Raw genomic sequence first — 16628 nt, forward strand, 5'->3', positions numbered from 1 at the left:
CGGGAGATGTTTCTATGCAAACAATCCTACTAGCTTTCAAAAAATGCAAATTTTCGTTGCTTCCCCGTGTCTCTCCCTCTCCGTGTCTTTACCTCTCCGTGTCTTTCCCTCTCCGCGTCTCTTTTTCTCTAGAGAATTTTGGCTACATTCTTATCCATAACTGACGTTAAGTAATAGAAAGTTAGTCTATTCTTCTACTATTTATTAGACTCTCCTTTGCCTGTCTTAATGTGGCTTTGAATAGTGTTCAATAACCTATCTGATGGCACAGGTTTGTAAATGATGTCATCACATGCTACGGATGGCTCGCCAAGGTCTTGGTCATAAAAAACATCCGCCGTCAGCACAATAATCTTCGGTTTTTTGTACTCGGGATTAGCGGCGATCGCCTGATTTATTTCTTGAATCATACTTTGCCCATCCACCGAAGGCATCCGCAAATTTAATAACACAAGATCCGGTTGCCAGCTACGCCAACACTGAAGACCCGCGCGACTATCCGCAGTCACCTCCGTTTGAAGATCCAGACCCATGAGCTGCACCTGCAAAAGTTCCCGCTGCGCTAAATGCTCTTCTACAATCAAAACCTTCGGCATATTTTGCCCATCCGTATCAGTCGGTACAATCCCAAAAGGAGAAATATCCAGCAGCTCATCCTTCGGTGCAGCAAAAATATCCCGGTGATTTATTGGTAACTCGAACCAGAAACGAGACCCATGACCAACCTCACTTTCAACCTTGATTTCGCCTCCCATTTTCTGCACAAAACTCTGACTAATCGCCAAACCCAAACCCGTCCCCTGTTTCGACTGTCGACCAGAAGTTGTTTGCTGAAAAGCTTGGAATAGAACTTTTTGTTCAGCGGCAGGAATACCTAACCCCGTATCAATGACCTCAAACCGTAGCATCGACATCGACTCCGAAATCACACGGCAGGTCACCTGTAGTGCGACTTCACCAATATCCGTAAACTTGATGGCATTACTAAGAAGATTAATTAAAATTTGCCGCAGTTTAGCTTGATCGAAATAGACAAATTCTGGCAGATTTTCATCTAACTGAAAGACAAGGTTTATTTCCTTGCGGTTAGCAGCAATTTGTAGAATATTTTTGATGGACATTAAACAATGCATCAATTCAAAAGTTTCTGGATTTAAAGTGACTTTACCCGCTTCAATTTGTGACATTGAAAGGACATCATTAATCAAATCAAGCAGGTGTTTCCCACTTTGATAAATGCAGTTTACAGAATCTAGTTGATCTGGTTCTAAACTGGGATCATTACCGAGTAGTTCTGCAAAACCAAGGATCGAACTTAAGGGGGTTCTCAGCTCATGGCTTATGTTGGCAAGAAATAAACTTTTTGCTTTATTGGCCGCTTCAGCTTTTTCCTTGGCGACTCGCAACTCTCTCAACATTTCAGCTTGCTGGAGGGCAATGCCGAGTTGGCTCGCAATTTGTAGCAACATATCCCTTTCCTGTGGTTGCCATTGGCGCGGGGCATCGTTCTGGTAAATGCCGAGTAAACCCCATAGGTGATCGCCTAAAAAGATCGGTACAACAACATAGGCCTTAGCTTGAAATGTCTCAAGAAGCTCAATATAGCAACGGGAAAATCCGGCCGAGTTAATATCATTAACTGCGCGATAAGTTGCGTCTTTGTTTTGATATATTCCCCCTTGATTTTCTTGGAGATAGGTATCTTTTATTTTGTTATTTTGCTTGCCATCGAGTAATTTTATAATGCATTGGTCAGAGTCAGCTTCGCTTGCCGAATTCGCTTTTATTTTCTCTACTGCTTCGCTGGGGTTATTGATCACGGATCGCCATTGGGGAGAAAGTGCTTCAGCGACAAAGTCACCACTCCAATCAGGATTAAAACGATAAATAACAGCGCGGTCACACTTTAGGGAAAAATGGAGTTCTTCTACGGTTCTCCAAAAGATTTTGTCCAAATCAAGACTATGGCGAATCCGTTCAATGACGGCGCTCAATACCCTTTGGCGTTTAATAGTTTTGTGGAGCGATTCGTCTTGCTGTTGCTGTAATCGCTGTAATTCTTGATAGCGTAGTTGTTGTTTCACGCGCTGCAATAGTTCAACATGATCGAAAGGCTGAGTCACCACATCATCGGCTCCAGCTTTTAAACCGCGGGATTTTGCATCTATTTCATTCGGTAGATTGGTTAAAATCAACGGTGTATTCGCTAAGATATCTTGATCTTTGAGGTTGCGACAGAGGCGATAAATACTTTCTCCCAATAGCTCGAAATTTAAAATTATAAATCGCGGTTTAAGGGCGATCGCCTGTTTAAATAGGCTAGCGGCAGTTGTTTCGAAGTAAACTTTTGTAAAACTAAGGGTGATTTTTCTATAGAAATCACGAGCTAATTGTGGATTATCGCCAATTAAAATCATTGTGTTGTGTAACGATTTAGCAGCTAGGTTCTCTTATTAAAAAAAAGAATTCAACGATTTATGGTGTTGAATTAGCTACAAATTATTGTTCACTAAAACTAAACCTATTTTTAATTGTAGAGAGTAAAGGACTATTCATCCTACAAGCAAAGATAAGAAAGTCAGTATAGCAAACGGTGTAAAGGTGATACTAACCGTTCTGTTTGAATTGCTTTATCTGGGGGTAATAGGCTGCAATCATACCGACCATTAACCACCACAAAGTATTGACTTGAGGTCGATACCAAACAGTGTCAAAAAGTCCTTGGGTCATGAGGCCGGCCATCCCGGCGATCGCCCCCACCAGCCATAGGCCTTCTTGTTTATGGTGATCGCGGAGGTGCTTTACGATTTGTAAACCTTGTCCAAAAATATTAATGATTAACCAGCAGAAAATGCTGAGGCCAATGAAGCCAATTTCAACGGCGGTTTCTAGGATAACGGAATAGGCACTCAGGGCAGAAAAACGACTTTCCATATAACGCGGGTACATGAGGTTAAAGGCATCGTTACCGGGGCCAATGCCCAAGAATGGGCGATCGCCGATCATGCGAAACACTGCGTACCAGACATTAATCCGAAAATTATTACTACTATCGCCACGCCACGAAAAAATACTAAATAAGCGAATCCGAATGGAATCCACCGCCACAACGGCAACGGCCAGTAATCCAAAACTGAAGGCAAAGCACAGGGGCAACAACCACCGTCGCCAGAAAGGACTGAGGCGATCGCCATACCAGACATACAACATCAAGGCTCCCACAACACCCGCGGCAAGTAAGGCGAGCCACCCCCCACGACTATCGGTGAGAAAGACACAGGCTGTATTACAAACGAAGGCGACCGCAGCTAGGATTTTCTGAGGCCATGTTTTCCAAATTAAAAACGCCACAGCGCTAAAGGCGATCGCCGGAATTAAATAACTAGCCAGCAGGTTTGGATTACCGAGGTAACTATAGACTCGCGTATCATTGGCCAGCTCCGATAGGGGATCATTCCACGTCGCCAACTGTTCAACACCAAAAAATTCTTGGCGAATACCGTAGCCACTGACCACAAGGGACAACATTAAATAAACCCAAATCACACCCGCTAAAATCTTGGGCGATCGCAGCACTCTGGCGCTGAGGGCAAAAAAGAGGAGGTACAAACAGAGCTTGATCAAGCCCGATATTGCGGCCGCTTTCACCGGAGACAAAACTGCGGCGATCGCCGCCACACTAGCGTAGAGAAATACCAGAATATGAATTGAGGTTAAATAATTAGCAGGCGGATCAGAAATACTCAGTAAAGCCCAATAGGCAGCTCCCGCAAGAAGTAAAAAACCAATCACCCCCGTAGAAACAAACGGTGCCAAGAGCAACAACCCACAGATAATCAAAGCCCCCAGTGGTTCCGCCCATTGCAGCATCCAGCTCCCACCACGCCACGGTGCCAGCAAGCCAAAACCACCGTAAACATAACTATTGCGAAGCCAAACCTCAAAAGGAAATTGTAAAAATATCCAGCGCTGCCAAGATGCCGTCATAATTTTTTGACCCGGTTTTCCATCCCCTATTTTAGGAGAGTCGCGCCCCCTATTCGTCACGAAATAAATCTTCCACAGATTGCTTTTCGTACAAATCCTTTAAATTTTGGTGGCGTTCACGGCGGGAAGAGCGACGATATTTTTTTGTCGCCAGCTTCGGTTCATGCTGTTCGCCATCAGCGGTCATTTTGACTTTTAACTGCGATTCATCATCTTTTTGTTGCTGTATGGTCTCTTTATAGGCGATCGCCTCCTCCAAAAATTTCTGATAAATCTCATAACGCTCCCAACCATCAGACACCGCACAATTCGGTTCCTGCAAATGAAGACAATCCTTAAACTGACAATTCTGTTGCGCCAGTTGCACACGAATCTCAGGAAAATAATTTTCCAGATCCTGCGGCAAAATTTGCCAATCCGGTTGATTAAACCCCGGACTATCCGCCAACAAACCACCATTAGGCAACTCAAATAATTCCACATGGCGGGTTGTATGCCTACCCCGCTGCAACTTCCCAGAAACACGACCGACTCGCAAAGTCGCCTCCGGAATCAAACAATTAATCAAACTCGATTTGCCCACCCCAGAAGGGCCTGCCACCACAGAAATTTTTCCAGCTAATTTTTCCTTGAGCAATTCCAGACCCATTTGCTGCTCGACACTAAGGAAAACCGTGTCATAGCCCCATTGACTTAAGCGCTCTCGCCAAGTCTCACATTCTTCCATCGTCAACAAATCTTGCTTATTCAAAGCCAAAAGCAACGACAATCCTGTTGACTCTGCCTTCACTAAAAAACGACTCAGTTGCCACGGATCAAGAAGCGGCTCTGCCAAAGCAAAAACCAACAATAGCTGGTCAGCATTCGCCACAGGCGGACGATCTAATTCTGTTTTTCGCGGTAAAACTTTGGCGATCGCCCCTCGTCTATCCTGAAGATCGATTTCCTCAACGACCACCCGATCCCCGACCATCACCCGCTGCCCAACCTTCTTTAAGCGCGTCCGTCGCGTACACAGCAGATCAGCCGAACCATCCCTCGGTTGCACATGATAAAAATTCGCCTGAACAGCCGTTACAATCCCCGTCACCGATCCAACATCAGCTTGAGCCACAAACTACTCTCCAGCCGGACAACGCACCCAGAGAGCATAATAATCCCCGTCCCCTTGGGCGATCGCCTGCTCCACAACATATCCCTCCATCGTCAAACTATCCGGAACCTGCTCCATCGGTTCACCAGCATCTAACCACACCTCCAAAAGAGAATTAGGAATCATCCTTTTCAGCTGCAACTTAGTCCGCACAAAATTAATCGGACAAGGAGTGCCCCGCAAATCAAGTCGAGCATCAGCAATCAATGGTTCAGGCATCTTCATGATTATTTGTTAAACATACCGCCGAAAATTCCCTCAAAGCCACCCTTACCAGTACTAGACCCTTTAATCCGTGCCAGTTGTTGCAACAACTCCTTTTCTTCACGACCCAGCTTAGTCGGGATCACAACCTTCACCGTAATCAAATGATCACCCCGACTCACTGGATTACCAAGCTTTGGTACACCCTTACCTTCTAAGATCAAGACTTTATTAGGCTGGAGACCCGCAGGAATATTAAGCTCCTCCGTCCCATCCACCGTTTCAACCGTAACCATATCGCCAAGAATCGCCTGCAAATAGCTAATCTCAACATCAGACTGAATATTAATGCCATCACGCCGGAATTTCTTATCCGAATTAACAGCCAAATAAACATATAAATCCCCCGGAGGGCCACCCTTTAGACCAGCATCCCCTTCGCGAGATACCCGCAAACGAGTGCCCGTATCAACCCCAGGTGGAATTGTGATTTTTAATTTCTTCGTTTCCTGCTTTCGTCCAACACCACCACAAGATTCACACTTCTCAGCAATGACCTGACCATCACCATTACAAGTTGGACAAACAGACACCTGAGCAAAACTACCAAAAGGCGTACGCGTTGCACGACGTACCTGACCAGACCCACTACAAGTGCCACAAGTATCAGATGAAGTCCCAGCCTTAGCACCAGAACCACTACAAGTTTTACAGGTTTCAAGATGAGGAATACGAATTTCCTTCTCTCCACCAAAAATCGCTTCCTTAAAATCAAGCTTTAAATCAAGACGTAGATCATCACCACGAGTCGGCCCACTACGACGGCGAGTTCCAGTTGCGCCACCAGGCCCTCCCATACCGCCGAAACCACTGAAGATCGTTTCGAAAATATCAGCGAAGCCACCCATGTCACTATACTCAGCCCCTCCGCCACCAGCGCCGGACACCCCAGCTTCACCAAAGCGGTCATACCGAGCCCGAGCCTCAGGCTCAGAAAGCACCTCATAAGCTCGATTAATTTCTTTAAACTTGTCTTCAGCCCCAGGCTCCTTATTGACATCAGGGTGATACTGACGAGCCAAACGACGATAAGCCCGCTTCAGCTCATCCTTTCCGCAATCACGGGATACACCAAGGATTTCGTAATAATCACCAGCCATAAATTTAATTCTGAATGAATGAGCAAGAAAAAAGCGTTTACTAATCTTAACTTGAAGAGGGAAAAGCAGAAACCTAGATTGATCAGGTTTTACAAATTCATCAATGATGACCTTAGCCGCTAGTCAATTTCTTCATAGTCACCCGTAATATTACCTTCGCCATTTTCGACAACACCATCAGAGCCAGAGGCAATCACCATAGTTTCATGCTCAGAGTCAAAAGTGATATTAGGTTCACTAGGAACACCAGTTGCTTGGGAACCCTGACTTCCATCATATATTTGAGAGCCGATCGCCAAGAGAGAATCCCTAAAATCATCAAGGAGCGACTGTACAGCTTCCGTTGTTAAAGATGGATCCCCAAAAGCCTTTTCCAAAGCCCGACGTTTCTTAGTCAGCTCCGCTTCCTTCTCAGGTGTAAATAGCGAGCTATTCTCCCGTAGAGTCGTTTCAAAGCTATAGAACAAGCTATCAGCTTGATTCTGCAATTCAACAATTTGTAATCGACGACGATCCTGTTCCTCAAACTGAGCTGCCTCTGCGCGCATTTTGTCAACTTCAGCAGCGCTCAAACCACCAGTATTCGTGATCTTGATACTCTGTGCTTTGCCTGTCCCTTTATCTTGAGCAGACACCTGCAAAATACCATTTACATCAATTTCAAAACTCACTTCAATCTGTGGCAAACCACGCGGTGCTGGCGGAATTCCTGTTAATAGAAATTTACCTAGACTTTTATTATCTTTAGCTAAGGCACGTTCACCTTGTAAAACATGGATTTCCACAGATGTTTGGCCATCGGTTGCCGTTGAAAAAGTCTGGGATTTACTGGTAGGAACCGTCGTATTGCGATCAATAACTTTAGTAAAGACCTCACCAAGGGTTTCAATCCCTAAGGAAATAGGAGTGACATCCAGCAACAAAACATCCTCAACCTCTCCCCCTAATACACCAGCTTGAATTGCCGCGCCTAGGGCAACAGCTTCGTCTGGATTGATGGATCGATCAGCCTGCTTACCCTTAAAGAAAGCTTGGATAGCTTGCTGTACAGCAGGAATCCTCGTCGAGCCACCTACTAAAATGATGCGGTCAATTTGCTCTGCGGTTAACTCAGAATCTTTTAGTGCCTGTTGAACGGGCTTTAAAGTCCCTTCAATATAATTTTTTGCCAATTCTTCAAATTGCGCACGGGAAAGATCTACTTCTAGATGCTTAGGACCAGTTTCATCAGCAGTGATAAAGGGCAGGTTAATTGAGGTGGTCAGAGTACCGGATAATTCAATTTTGGCCTTTTCTGCGGCTTCTCGCAAACGTTGCAAAGCCATCTTGTCTGTGCTTAGGTCAATGCCTTCATTTTTATGAAAAGTCTTTGCCATCCACTGCACAATGACGTTATCAAAATCATCACCGCCTAGATGATTGTTGCCGGAAGTCGCCTTAACCTCAAAGACCCCATCACCAAGCTGCAATACAGAAACATCAAATGTACCGCCACCGAGGTCAAAGACTAGGATGAATTGCTCTTGATCTTGCTTGTCAAGTCCGTAGGCAAGGGCTGCAGCGGTCGGCTCGTTGATAATTCTTAAAACGTCTAGACCGGCAATAGTCCCAGCGTCCTTTGTCGCTTGGCGTTGGGCATCGGTAAAGTAGGCAGGAACTGTAATCACCGCCTGGGAAACGGTTTCACCGAGAAAGGCTTCAGCATCAGCTTTTAGCTTTTGCAAAACCATTGCTGAAATTTCTTGGGGAGTAAAGCGGCGACGGCGAATTGAAACATCAACGGTATCGTCTCTGCCTTTCACGCAATTGTAAGGAACACGCGATCGTTCTCGTTCCGTGTCATCCCAGCGACGGCCAATAAAGCGCTTAATGCTGTAAACGGTATTTTCGGCGTTAGTGACGCTCTGGCGCTTCGCGAGTTGACCGACTAACCTTTCATTTCCTTTTCCGAAGCCTACAATACTTGGTGTCGTTCTACCGCCTTCGGCATTTGTGACAACCATTGGTTTCCCTGCTTCAAGAACGGAAACGCAACTGTTTGTTGTGCCTAAGTCAATGCCAATTACTTTACCCATGGTTTAGTGATAGAAAGCTTGTTGTTAGAAAGTGATATCAGGGTCGGTTGTGAGTAGCTTACTGGACGAAGGGTTTAACTTTCAGTCTCTGAACTTTCACTAGATGGCTCTTCTTCTGGGGCTGCAGCTACTTTGACCATAGCGTGGCGTAAGACCTTGTCGCCAAGGAGATAGCCGCGCACAATTTGTTCAATCACTGTTCCTTCTGGATATTCACTTGTTGGTTCTTGGAAAACGGCTTCATGGAGATTGGGATCAAATTCTTCTCCTTCGGGCCGCATGGCGGAAACGCCGATCTTCTTTAGGCCTTCCACAAGTTGCTTGTATACGCCTTGATAGCTTTTATGGATGGCCATCTCGCCATCGTTAGCTGGTTTAATCTGCAATCTTGCTCGCTCAAAGTTATCTACGGCACCTAGCATTTCGTTAACGGTATTGCACTTAATCCGCAATTCCATTTCTTCTTTTTCTTTGCTTGTGCGCTTACGAAAATTCTCAAAGTCGGCAGCAATGCGCATGTATTGTGTTTTGAAATTGTCAGCTTGTTGGGTCTGGGTCGTGAGCTGCTGACGTAGGGTTGTAATTTCTTGCTGAAGTGCAGCAATGACCGCCTCAAGCTCTGAACTGTCTAAGGGCGTATCATCTTCGCTTTCGTCAAATTCAATCTCTGGACTGTTGTCCACTTCGGTTTCTGCCAGTGGCTCTTGTTTCGTGTTCGCAGCACTGTCGGGTTGATCCAGAGTCTCCTCAGATACGGCTTCGGATTTTTGATCTAGGTCTTCTGTTGATGTCTCTAAATTTTGTGCGTCTTCTGCCATGGTCGTCTAGATAAATTGATTCGGTAAGGAAAATTATGGTCTTTGGAATTACAAGCATTCCCATACTTGTTTTGTATCCTAACGGCGATCGCCGCAAAAAAGAATAATCAAGATGTAGAGATTAGATCTCAACATTACCAAATGTAACATTGTCCCTAAAAAATCTCGATCCCAAGATTGAGAAAGAAAGCAAAAATTCAAGCAACAGTTATATTGGGGTGATAAAGATCTTAGCTTTAGTTCACCTGATATTTCAGAACCCCAAAACACTCATTGCTAAATCTGTATCAAAATTGACCTAAACTTAGCCGTTCAAGGGTATTTTAGGGAACAATTAGGTTCAGACGAGTTGCCTTAAATACAACTCTACAGATCCAGACGCTTGCTGTGCTGCCCGGTAACAATTTATGACTCAATCGCCTCTCCCAAAACGGAAACGAGCTTTAGCCGTTCGTAACGATTTTTCCCCCTTTGGCAACAAACTTATTCAATCAGGGGTTGTTGACCACCAGCAGATGGAAAAGGCTTTAGTCGAGACACGCCGGAGTGGTCGCCCCCTTACCTCTGTAATCGAAGAACTAACTGGCAAAGCCCTATCACCAGAGCTAGTTCGACAATATAAAAAGCACCATCTCTTTGAATTAAAGATTCTTTACGGCGTTGATTCTATCGATCCTGAAATTCAGGATATCGACAGCAGCCAGATGGGAGAATTAATTAATACTCTGATTCCCATTGAGCTATGTCGTCGCCATAAAATTTTGCCCCTGCGTCGCGTCGAAGGGGAGGGCGAGGGAGAGCAAGAAGTGGTTGTCGCGATGGTTGATCCCGATAATCTAGCGGCCCAAGACGACATTAACCGTTTGTTTCGACTGCAAAACATCAAAATGCAGCGTATCGTCATCACTGACGAAGATTATCGGCGTATTCTTGATGAATATTTAGAAGTACAAGTGCAGCAACAAGCTGACGAAAAAGAACAAGCGGAACAAGCCGCTGAAGCCGATGAGATGCGCAAGGCCGTTGAACTAGATGATCTAGACCTTGGTGATGATGAGGATGATTTGAACGAGGCAGCCGATGAAAGTGCTGACTTGATGAATGAAAATCAAGCTAGTTCTGCGCCGGTAATTAAACTTGTCAATAAAATTCTTTTAAAAGCCTTGCAAGAAGGGGTATCCGATATTCATATCGAGCCCCAAGAAAAGGATTTACGTGTTCGCTTTCGGAAAGACGGTGTATTGCAATATGCCTTTGACCCCCTACCGAAAAAGATTATTCCGGCTGTTTCTGCCCGTTTTAAAATCATGGCAGAGCTGGATATTGCAGAGCGTCGGATGCCCCAAGATGGCAGAATTCGTCGGGTGTTTAAAGGTAGAAAAGTCGATTTCCGTGTCAATAGTCTTCCGAGTCGCTTCGGTGAAAAGATCGTTTTACGAATCTTGGATAATTCATCGACTCAACTGGGCTTAGATATTTTGATTACGAACCCAGATATTTTGGCGCAGGTGCGCGAAATGGCTCAACGGCCATTTGGTTTGATTTTGGTGACTGGCCCGACAGGTTCGGGTAAATCAACGACGCTGTATTCGATCCTTGCGGAGCGGAATAATCCGGGGGTTAATATTAGTACGGCGGAAGACCCCATTGAATATTCATTGCCGGGGATTACCCAAGTGCAGGTTATCCGTGAAAAAGGCATGGATTTTGCCTCGATTTTACGGGCTTTTATGCGTCAAGATCCTGATGTGATTCTGGTGGGTGAGACGCGTGATAAGGAGACGGCAAAAACGGCCATTGAAGCTGCATTAACGGGTCACCTTGTTTTAACAACGTTACATACGAATGACGCACCGGGGGCGATCGCCAGACTAGACGAGATGGGGGTCGAACCATTTATGATCTCCGGCTCCCTTTTAGGAGTATTAGCACAGCGTCTGATGCGACGAGTTTGTAGCGAATGTCGTATTCCTTACCAACCCTCAGCCGACGAATTGGGTCGTTTTGGATTATCAGCATCCCAAGACAGCGAAATCACAATTTATAAAGCCAATACCCTCAGCAATGATCAAATTCAAGAAGCCCGTGCCAACGGCACCCTATGCCCGAAGTGTAGTGGCGGCGGCTATAAAGGCCGGGTTGATGTATACGAATTTATGCACAACAGCGAAGAAATTGAAGCCTTGATCAACAGCGGCGCAACGACAGATTTGATTAAGGAAGTTGCAGTACAGGAAGGCATGCTGAGTATTCTCGCGTATAGCCTCGAGCTGGTAAAAGAAGGCTACACCACTTTCGAGGAGGTAGAGCGGGTAACCTTTACTGATTCTGGGCTAGAAGCAGAGCTAAAGGCAAAGCGTAAAACAGGTTTGACTTGCAGTAACTGCTCAGCTGAGCTAAAACCCGAATGGGTAGATTGTCCTTACTGTATGACGGCACGTTTCTAATGGGCTAAACGCCTCTACAGAAAATTCTGTGGGGTTGCCAGTATCGACTGGGCACAATTGAAACGAAGTCTTTTCGAAAAAATTTCAACTTTTCACAATACTAAGTAAGTTGCATTTAGAGGAGTACTAAATTCATGGATTTGATGATTGAAGATTTGATGGAACAGCTGGTTGAAATGGGTGGTTCCGATATGCATATTCAAGCTGGCGCTCCTGTTTATTTTCGAGTCAGCGGTAAACTTGCCCCTATCGACGATGAACCGCTGTCGCCCCAAGAGGCTCAAAAGCTTATTTTCAGTATGTTGAACGGGACACAGCGTAAGGATCTAGAAAAAAATTGGGAATTAGATTGTTCCTACGGTGTTAAGGGGCTGGCGAGATTTCGCGTCAATGTTTACCGTGAACGAGGTTGCTATGCTGCCTGCCTCAGAGCCTTATCTTCAAAAATCCCGAATTTTGATATGCTTGGTCTCCCTGACATTGTTCGAGAGATGGCAGAACGCCCCCGTGGTTTGGTGTTGGTTACTGGACAAACGGGTTCTGGTAAAACAACGACGATGGCGGCAATGCTGGATCTGATTAACCGTACCCGTGCAGAACACATCTTGACGGTCGAAGATCCCATTGAATATGTTTTTCCGAACAACAAAAGTCTTTTTCACCAACGGCAAAAAGGGGAAGATACTAAGAGTTTTGCCAATGCCCTAAAGGCCGCTTTGCGGGAAGATCCCGATATTATTCTGGTGGGTGAAATGCGTGATCTTGAAACGATTTCGCTAGCCATTTCCGCGGCTGAAACGGGACACCTCGTTTTCGGGACGCTCCATACAAACTCGGCGGCAAGTACTATTGACCGGATGCTCGATGTTTTTCCACCGATTCAACAGCCGCAAATTCGCGCTATGCTCTCGAATTCTTTATTAGCGGTATTTAGTCAATGTCTCGTCCAGAAGGCTAATCCAAAACCCGGTGAGTTTGGTCGAGCGATGGCACAGGAAATTATGGTCGTAACGCCGGCGATCGCCAACCTTATCCGAGAAGGAAAATCAGCCCAAGTTTACTCCGCCATCCAAACAGGAATGAAACTGGGCATGCAGACCATGGAACAAGCCCTCGCCGGACTCGTGTCAGCTGGCACGATTACTTTCGAAGAAGGGTTGGCTAAGAGCGGTAAACCAGACGAGTTACAACGATTAGTTGGTGGCGCATTAGGTGGCAGCGGTGCAAAAATGAAACGACGTTAAGTTCTTTTTTAACTGTCTAACATTTGGGAAAACAAAATTCATCTCCTTACGAAGACATATTCCATTGAAATTTAAGTTGAAATTGTAAGTTGAAATTTAATTCATCACACTAGCGAATACCTTACCCACAGATCATCACCGTATATTTAGAAAAATGGCTGTATATACTGCTCAGGTTGTCGACCGTAACGGTCAGAAAGTCAAACAAAAAATAGAAGCAAACTCTGCCGAGCAAGCCCGCACCATGCTGGAAGCCCAGTATGCAGACGTGGGCAAAGTCACGAAACCGGGGGAGATTGATCTATCTTTTCTAGAAGAAGCACTCTCTAAGGTGACAGTCAAAGACAAAGCTGTTTTTTCGCGGCAGTTTGCAGTGATGATTAATGCAGGGGTGGCGATCGTCCGTTGCCTCAGCATTTTGGGGGAAAACCACAGTAACTACAAAATGCGTAAAGCATTGGGGCAAATTAAGCTCGAAGTGCAGCAGGGGATCAGCCTCTCCGATGCCATGCGTCCCCATGAAGAATGCTTCGACACCCTCTATGTGAGCATGGTAGAAGCCGGAGAAATTGGTGGTGTTCTCGATGAAGTACTTAATCGCCTCGCCAAAGTTTTAGAAGACATGGCGAAACTGGAAAACCAAATTAAGTCAGCAATGACCTATCCCTTGGCAGTGGCCTTTTTAGCCATAGCAGTCTTCTTTGGGATGACGGTCTTTCTCATTCCTGTTTTTGCAGATATTTTCGCTAGTATCGGTACTGAGCTTCCTGGATTAACCCTCGTGATGATGGCGATTAGTCAGTTTCTCAGAACGGGTGAGGGCTTAATTCCAATGCCCTTCGGCAATGTCATCCTGATGTTTATTGGTGCCAATATTCTTTTCTTTGCCATCCGTCAGTATTACAAAACCCCGGCAGGTCATTGGCAAATCGATGCCATGCTATTAAAGCTACCCCTCATTGGCGATTTGCTACAAAAAAATGCTGTTGCGCGTTTCTGTCGTATTTTTGGTACTTTGACGCGTTCTGGTGTCCCTATTTTAAGTTCGTTTGATATTGTTGGCGCGACTGCTGGCAATGTCGTCATTGCTAATTCTATTAATAAGGCCAAGGCAGAGATTCAAGAAGGTGGAATGCTGAGTGTCGCTCTGGACAAGGATAAGGTTTTTCCTATTTTGTCGATTCAAATGATGACGATCGGCGAAGAGACGGGGGAACTTGACAGCATGATGATGAAAGTTGCTGATTTTTATGAAGATGAGGTGGAGCAAACGGTTAAGGCTCTAACAAGTATTCTTGAACCTGTCATGATGGTTGTGATTGCGGGGATGGTTGGTGTGATTTTGCTATCGATGTATTTGCCAATGTTTAAGGTTTTTGAAACGTTAGGCTAGAAAAGACAAACCTTTGGTTCCATACCTCGAGTCGTTAGTTTTAATTTTGTTTTTTTATGGCAGTTAAACAGTCACAATACGAGGCTTTACTGGCTCAATATTCTGAACGCTCGGCGGCGATCGCCCTGTTGAAGCAACATCGCCCATATATGTCGCTCATTCCGAGTATGCGCCGACCAGAGAGCAGCCTTGTTACTATCCCATTGCCCGTTGCCAGATTAAAAACAGAAGATTTACAGTCCCTGACCCAGGCCCATACATCAAAAAAAATTACAAAAACCCAGATTTTACCTTGCGACCTCGCAATCCTAATGTGTGACCCAGAATGGAAAATCAAACTGGATGTCGAAATCATGGTGTTTATTCATCGGCCAGAGGAGGACTTTTCCGAACTCTTACTGCGCTGGCGTCATACCCAAGTGTGTCTTGACCAAGATTACCAATGGTTAATGCCAGAAGAAGATAGCCATATGTTCAGTGAAACGGCGGAACAAATCCACCCTCTATTCGTCATTTTCCCTGAGACACCGGAACGAATTTCCCGGGGATTACAAGGTGCAAATTTACCTTTCGTGGTTTCGTACCATGCCTTGCCAGAGTCTGATCTTTGCGAAGCTGCTTTATCTTCGGAAAGCTAGTCTCGATATAGGGTTTCGCGCCTCTCAGTATTCACTCAGTTTGCGCTCCATCAACTTTATTGTGATTAATTTTTTTAGGGTTTTGTCCGTCAGACGGATACTTATAAGGAACTATGAATAAGCTCAATTTTTCGTGGCAATCTTTCTTGATTTTTGCGGGACTAGGGGTCGGTCTCAACCCTGCGATCGCCGCTATTCCTCACCAGACCGAAGCGATGAGTCCAACCGCAGCAACGGAACTCAGTCTTAACCTACCAGACACAGATCGCGGACAACCGGGTAGTACCGCTGGTGGTGGTAAACGTGGTGGCTGCATTAACCGGGAAACAAAAGTGCTATTTCGTCCTGTTTTACCTGTAAATGCCCAGGGGGAAGTCACGGCAAGGACGGTATCTACCGATCTAGATTTTTGGTGGTATATGCCAGAAAATGACGCAGTGAGAGCAGAATTCAGCGTCTTTGCCCAAAATAACGATGCAGATGCCCTCGTGCATTATCAAGTCATCAATGACATCAGTCAAAAGTCTGGCTTAATGCAAGTTGAGTTGCCAGATAATACCCTCAAGGTAGGCCAAGCATACTGGTGGGATTTGACCCTTGCCTGTGATGAAGTTGATCGTAGTGCCGATATTTATCTATTTGGGTCCGTTGAGCGGCAAAATATTGCTCAAATGATGCTCCCTAACGATCCTGCTCTACTTGACTCCTTGGCAGCAGCTCTTGTGGCTGACAACTCTGATTTCTCTCTATCTACTGCTGAGGCTCAGGAGTTGGCGGCAGCTTTGGGAGGTAGCAGAGATACTGCAACAGTGAAAATGGTGAGCGATCGCCTTTTGACCCACTTTAATGCCCTCCGCAATGACTATGCCAAGGTCAATCAATCCCTCGCCAAAGCCCAGCAAAATCCGGGGATTAACCAAACAGAAATTCAGTCATTAGAAGCCCAGCGAGGCCAAATGGTTCTTGAGTTGGCTCAACTCTCAGCATTTTACGGCGTTTGGGGCGACACCGTTGATTTTCTTGCCGAATATCGCAGTGACTATCCAGAGGATTGGCAGTCTCTCCTAAAAGCTTTATTCCCGGCTGATGACCCCAATACTGTTGAGGAAGAAGACTTGATTATCCGTTTATTGAGCCAATCTTAATTCACATACAACAGCTCAACGGCAATGTAGCTAACGGGCGCGGCGGTCAAATGCTGCGCTTTTTTATTGGCGATTAACAGCTGTCAATTTTCACCCAATCTTAAAAAACCTCGCAATCTTACCGAATGCCACGACAAAAGCGGGAAGTTATGAGTCTCAACACCGGTCATCTGTAAAACTTGCCATTAAGTTACTTAACGTCAGTTATGGATAAGAATGTAGCCAAAATTCTCTAGAGAAAAAGAGACGCGGAGAGGGAAAGACACGGAGAGGTAAAGACACGGAGAGGGAGAGACACGGGGAAGCAACGAAAATTTGCATTTTTTAAAAGCTAGTAGGATTGTTTGCATAGAAACATCTCCCG

At 45.4% G+C, this 16628-nt stretch carries 12 protein-coding genes; 5 read left to right on the plus strand and 7 right to left on the minus strand.

Annotated features, from left to right (window positions below):
• Positions 1-197: 197 nt before the first annotated feature.
• From NIES208_RS17080 to grpE, 7 genes are all read right to left on the minus strand, one after another.
• Positions 198-2417, minus strand: a complete 2220-nt coding sequence (locus NIES208_RS17080; protein ID WP_075894196.1) for an ATP-binding protein — start codon at positions 2415-2417, stop codon at positions 198-200.
• Between the two features lie 190 nt (positions 2418-2607).
• A complete protein-coding gene (locus NIES208_RS17085; protein ID WP_075894197.1) occupies positions 2608-3987 on the minus strand; it encodes an IctB family putative bicarbonate transporter in 1380 nt (459 codons plus the stop codon).
• A gap of 49 nt (positions 3988-4036) precedes the next feature.
• On the minus strand, positions 4037-5101 hold the full coding sequence (rsgA, locus tag NIES208_RS17090) for a small ribosomal subunit biogenesis GTPase RsgA (protein WP_075894198.1): 1065 nt from the start codon (positions 5099-5101) through the stop codon (positions 4037-4039).
• A 3-nt stretch (positions 5102-5104) separates the two neighbouring features.
• A complete protein-coding gene (locus NIES208_RS17095; protein ID WP_315861655.1) occupies positions 5105-5359 on the minus strand; it encodes a sulfurtransferase TusA family protein in 255 nt (84 codons plus the stop codon).
• Positions 5360-5367: 8 nt separating this feature from the next.
• On the minus strand, positions 5368-6504 hold the full coding sequence (gene dnaJ, locus NIES208_RS17100; RefSeq protein WP_075894200.1) for a molecular chaperone DnaJ: 1137 nt from the start codon (positions 6502-6504) through the stop codon (positions 5368-5370).
• Between the two features lie 119 nt (positions 6505-6623).
• A complete protein-coding gene (dnaK, locus tag NIES208_RS17105; protein WP_075894201.1) occupies positions 6624-8579 on the minus strand; it encodes a molecular chaperone DnaK in 1956 nt (651 codons plus the stop codon).
• Positions 8580-8653: 74 nt separating this feature from the next.
• Positions 8654-9397, minus strand: coding sequence for a nucleotide exchange factor GrpE (grpE, locus tag NIES208_RS17110; protein WP_075894202.1), 744 nt, complete (start codon positions 9395-9397; stop codon positions 8654-8656).
• Between the two features lie 407 nt (positions 9398-9804).
• Here grpE and NIES208_RS17115 point away from each other — a divergent pair, with 407 nt between their 5' ends.
• The 5 genes from NIES208_RS17115 (at position 9805) to NIES208_RS17135 (ending at position 16264) form a co-directional block, all read left to right on the plus strand.
• On the plus strand, positions 9805-11844 hold the full coding sequence (locus tag NIES208_RS17115; RefSeq protein ID WP_075894203.1) for a GspE/PulE family protein: 2040 nt from the start codon (positions 9805-9807) through the stop codon (positions 11842-11844).
• 134 nt (positions 11845-11978) lie between these two features.
• Complete coding sequence (locus NIES208_RS17120; protein WP_075894204.1) at positions 11979-13088, plus strand: type IV pilus twitching motility protein PilT; 1110 nt, start codon at positions 11979-11981, stop codon at positions 13086-13088.
• A gap of 154 nt (positions 13089-13242) precedes the next feature.
• The gene (locus tag NIES208_RS17125; RefSeq protein WP_075894205.1) at positions 13243-14481 is read left to right on the plus strand and encodes a type II secretion system F family protein; all 1239 of its coding nucleotides are present in this window, start codon (positions 13243-13245) and stop codon (positions 14479-14481) included.
• A gap of 56 nt (positions 14482-14537) precedes the next feature.
• Complete coding sequence (locus NIES208_RS17130; protein ID WP_075894206.1) at positions 14538-15119, plus strand: hypothetical protein; 582 nt, start codon at positions 14538-14540, stop codon at positions 15117-15119.
• A gap of 113 nt (positions 15120-15232) precedes the next feature.
• Positions 15233-16264 (plus strand): DUF928 domain-containing protein, encoded by a 1032-nt coding sequence (locus NIES208_RS17135; RefSeq protein WP_075894207.1) that lies wholly within the window; start codon positions 15233-15235, stop codon positions 16262-16264.
• The last annotated feature ends 364 nt before the right edge of the window (positions 16265-16628 follow it).

Source organism: [Limnothrix rosea] IAM M-220 (assembly GCF_001904615.1).
Lineage (GTDB): Bacteria > Cyanobacteriota > Cyanobacteriia > Cyanobacteriales > MRBY01 > MRBY01.

What these genes read in the sequence shown, in the direction of transcription:
- NIES208_RS17080 (WP_075894196.1), bottom strand. Translation starts at nt 2,417, where the DNA reads ATGATTTTAATTGGCGATAATCCACAATTAGCTCGTGATTTCTATAGA.
- NIES208_RS17085 (WP_075894197.1), bottom strand. Translation starts at nt 3,987, where the DNA reads ATGACGGCATCTTGGCAGCGCTGGATATTTTTACAATTTCCTTTTGAG.
- NIES208_RS17095 (WP_315861655.1), bottom strand. Translation starts at nt 5,359, where the DNA reads ATGCCTGAACCATTGATTGCTGATGCTCGACTTGATTTGCGGGGCACT.
- dnaJ (WP_075894200.1), bottom strand. Translation starts at nt 6,504, where the DNA reads ATGGCTGGTGATTATTACGAAATCCTTGGTGTATCCCGTGATTGCGGA.
- dnaK (WP_075894201.1), bottom strand. Translation starts at nt 8,579, where the DNA reads ATGGGTAAAGTAATTGGCATTGACTTAGGCACAACAAACAGTTGCGTT.
- grpE (WP_075894202.1), bottom strand. Translation starts at nt 9,397, where the DNA reads ATGGCAGAAGACGCACAAAATTTAGAGACATCAACAGAAGACCTAGAT.
- NIES208_RS17115 (WP_075894203.1), top strand. Translation starts at nt 9,805, where the DNA reads ATGACTCAATCGCCTCTCCCAAAACGGAAACGAGCTTTAGCCGTTCGT.
- NIES208_RS17120 (WP_075894204.1), top strand. Translation starts at nt 11,979, where the DNA reads ATGGATTTGATGATTGAAGATTTGATGGAACAGCTGGTTGAAATGGGT.
- NIES208_RS17125 (WP_075894205.1), top strand. Translation starts at nt 13,243, where the DNA reads ATGGCTGTATATACTGCTCAGGTTGTCGACCGTAACGGTCAGAAAGTC.
- NIES208_RS17130 (WP_075894206.1), top strand. Translation starts at nt 14,538, where the DNA reads ATGGCAGTTAAACAGTCACAATACGAGGCTTTACTGGCTCAATATTCT.
- NIES208_RS17135 (WP_075894207.1), top strand. Translation starts at nt 15,233, where the DNA reads ATGAATAAGCTCAATTTTTCGTGGCAATCTTTCTTGATTTTTGCGGGA.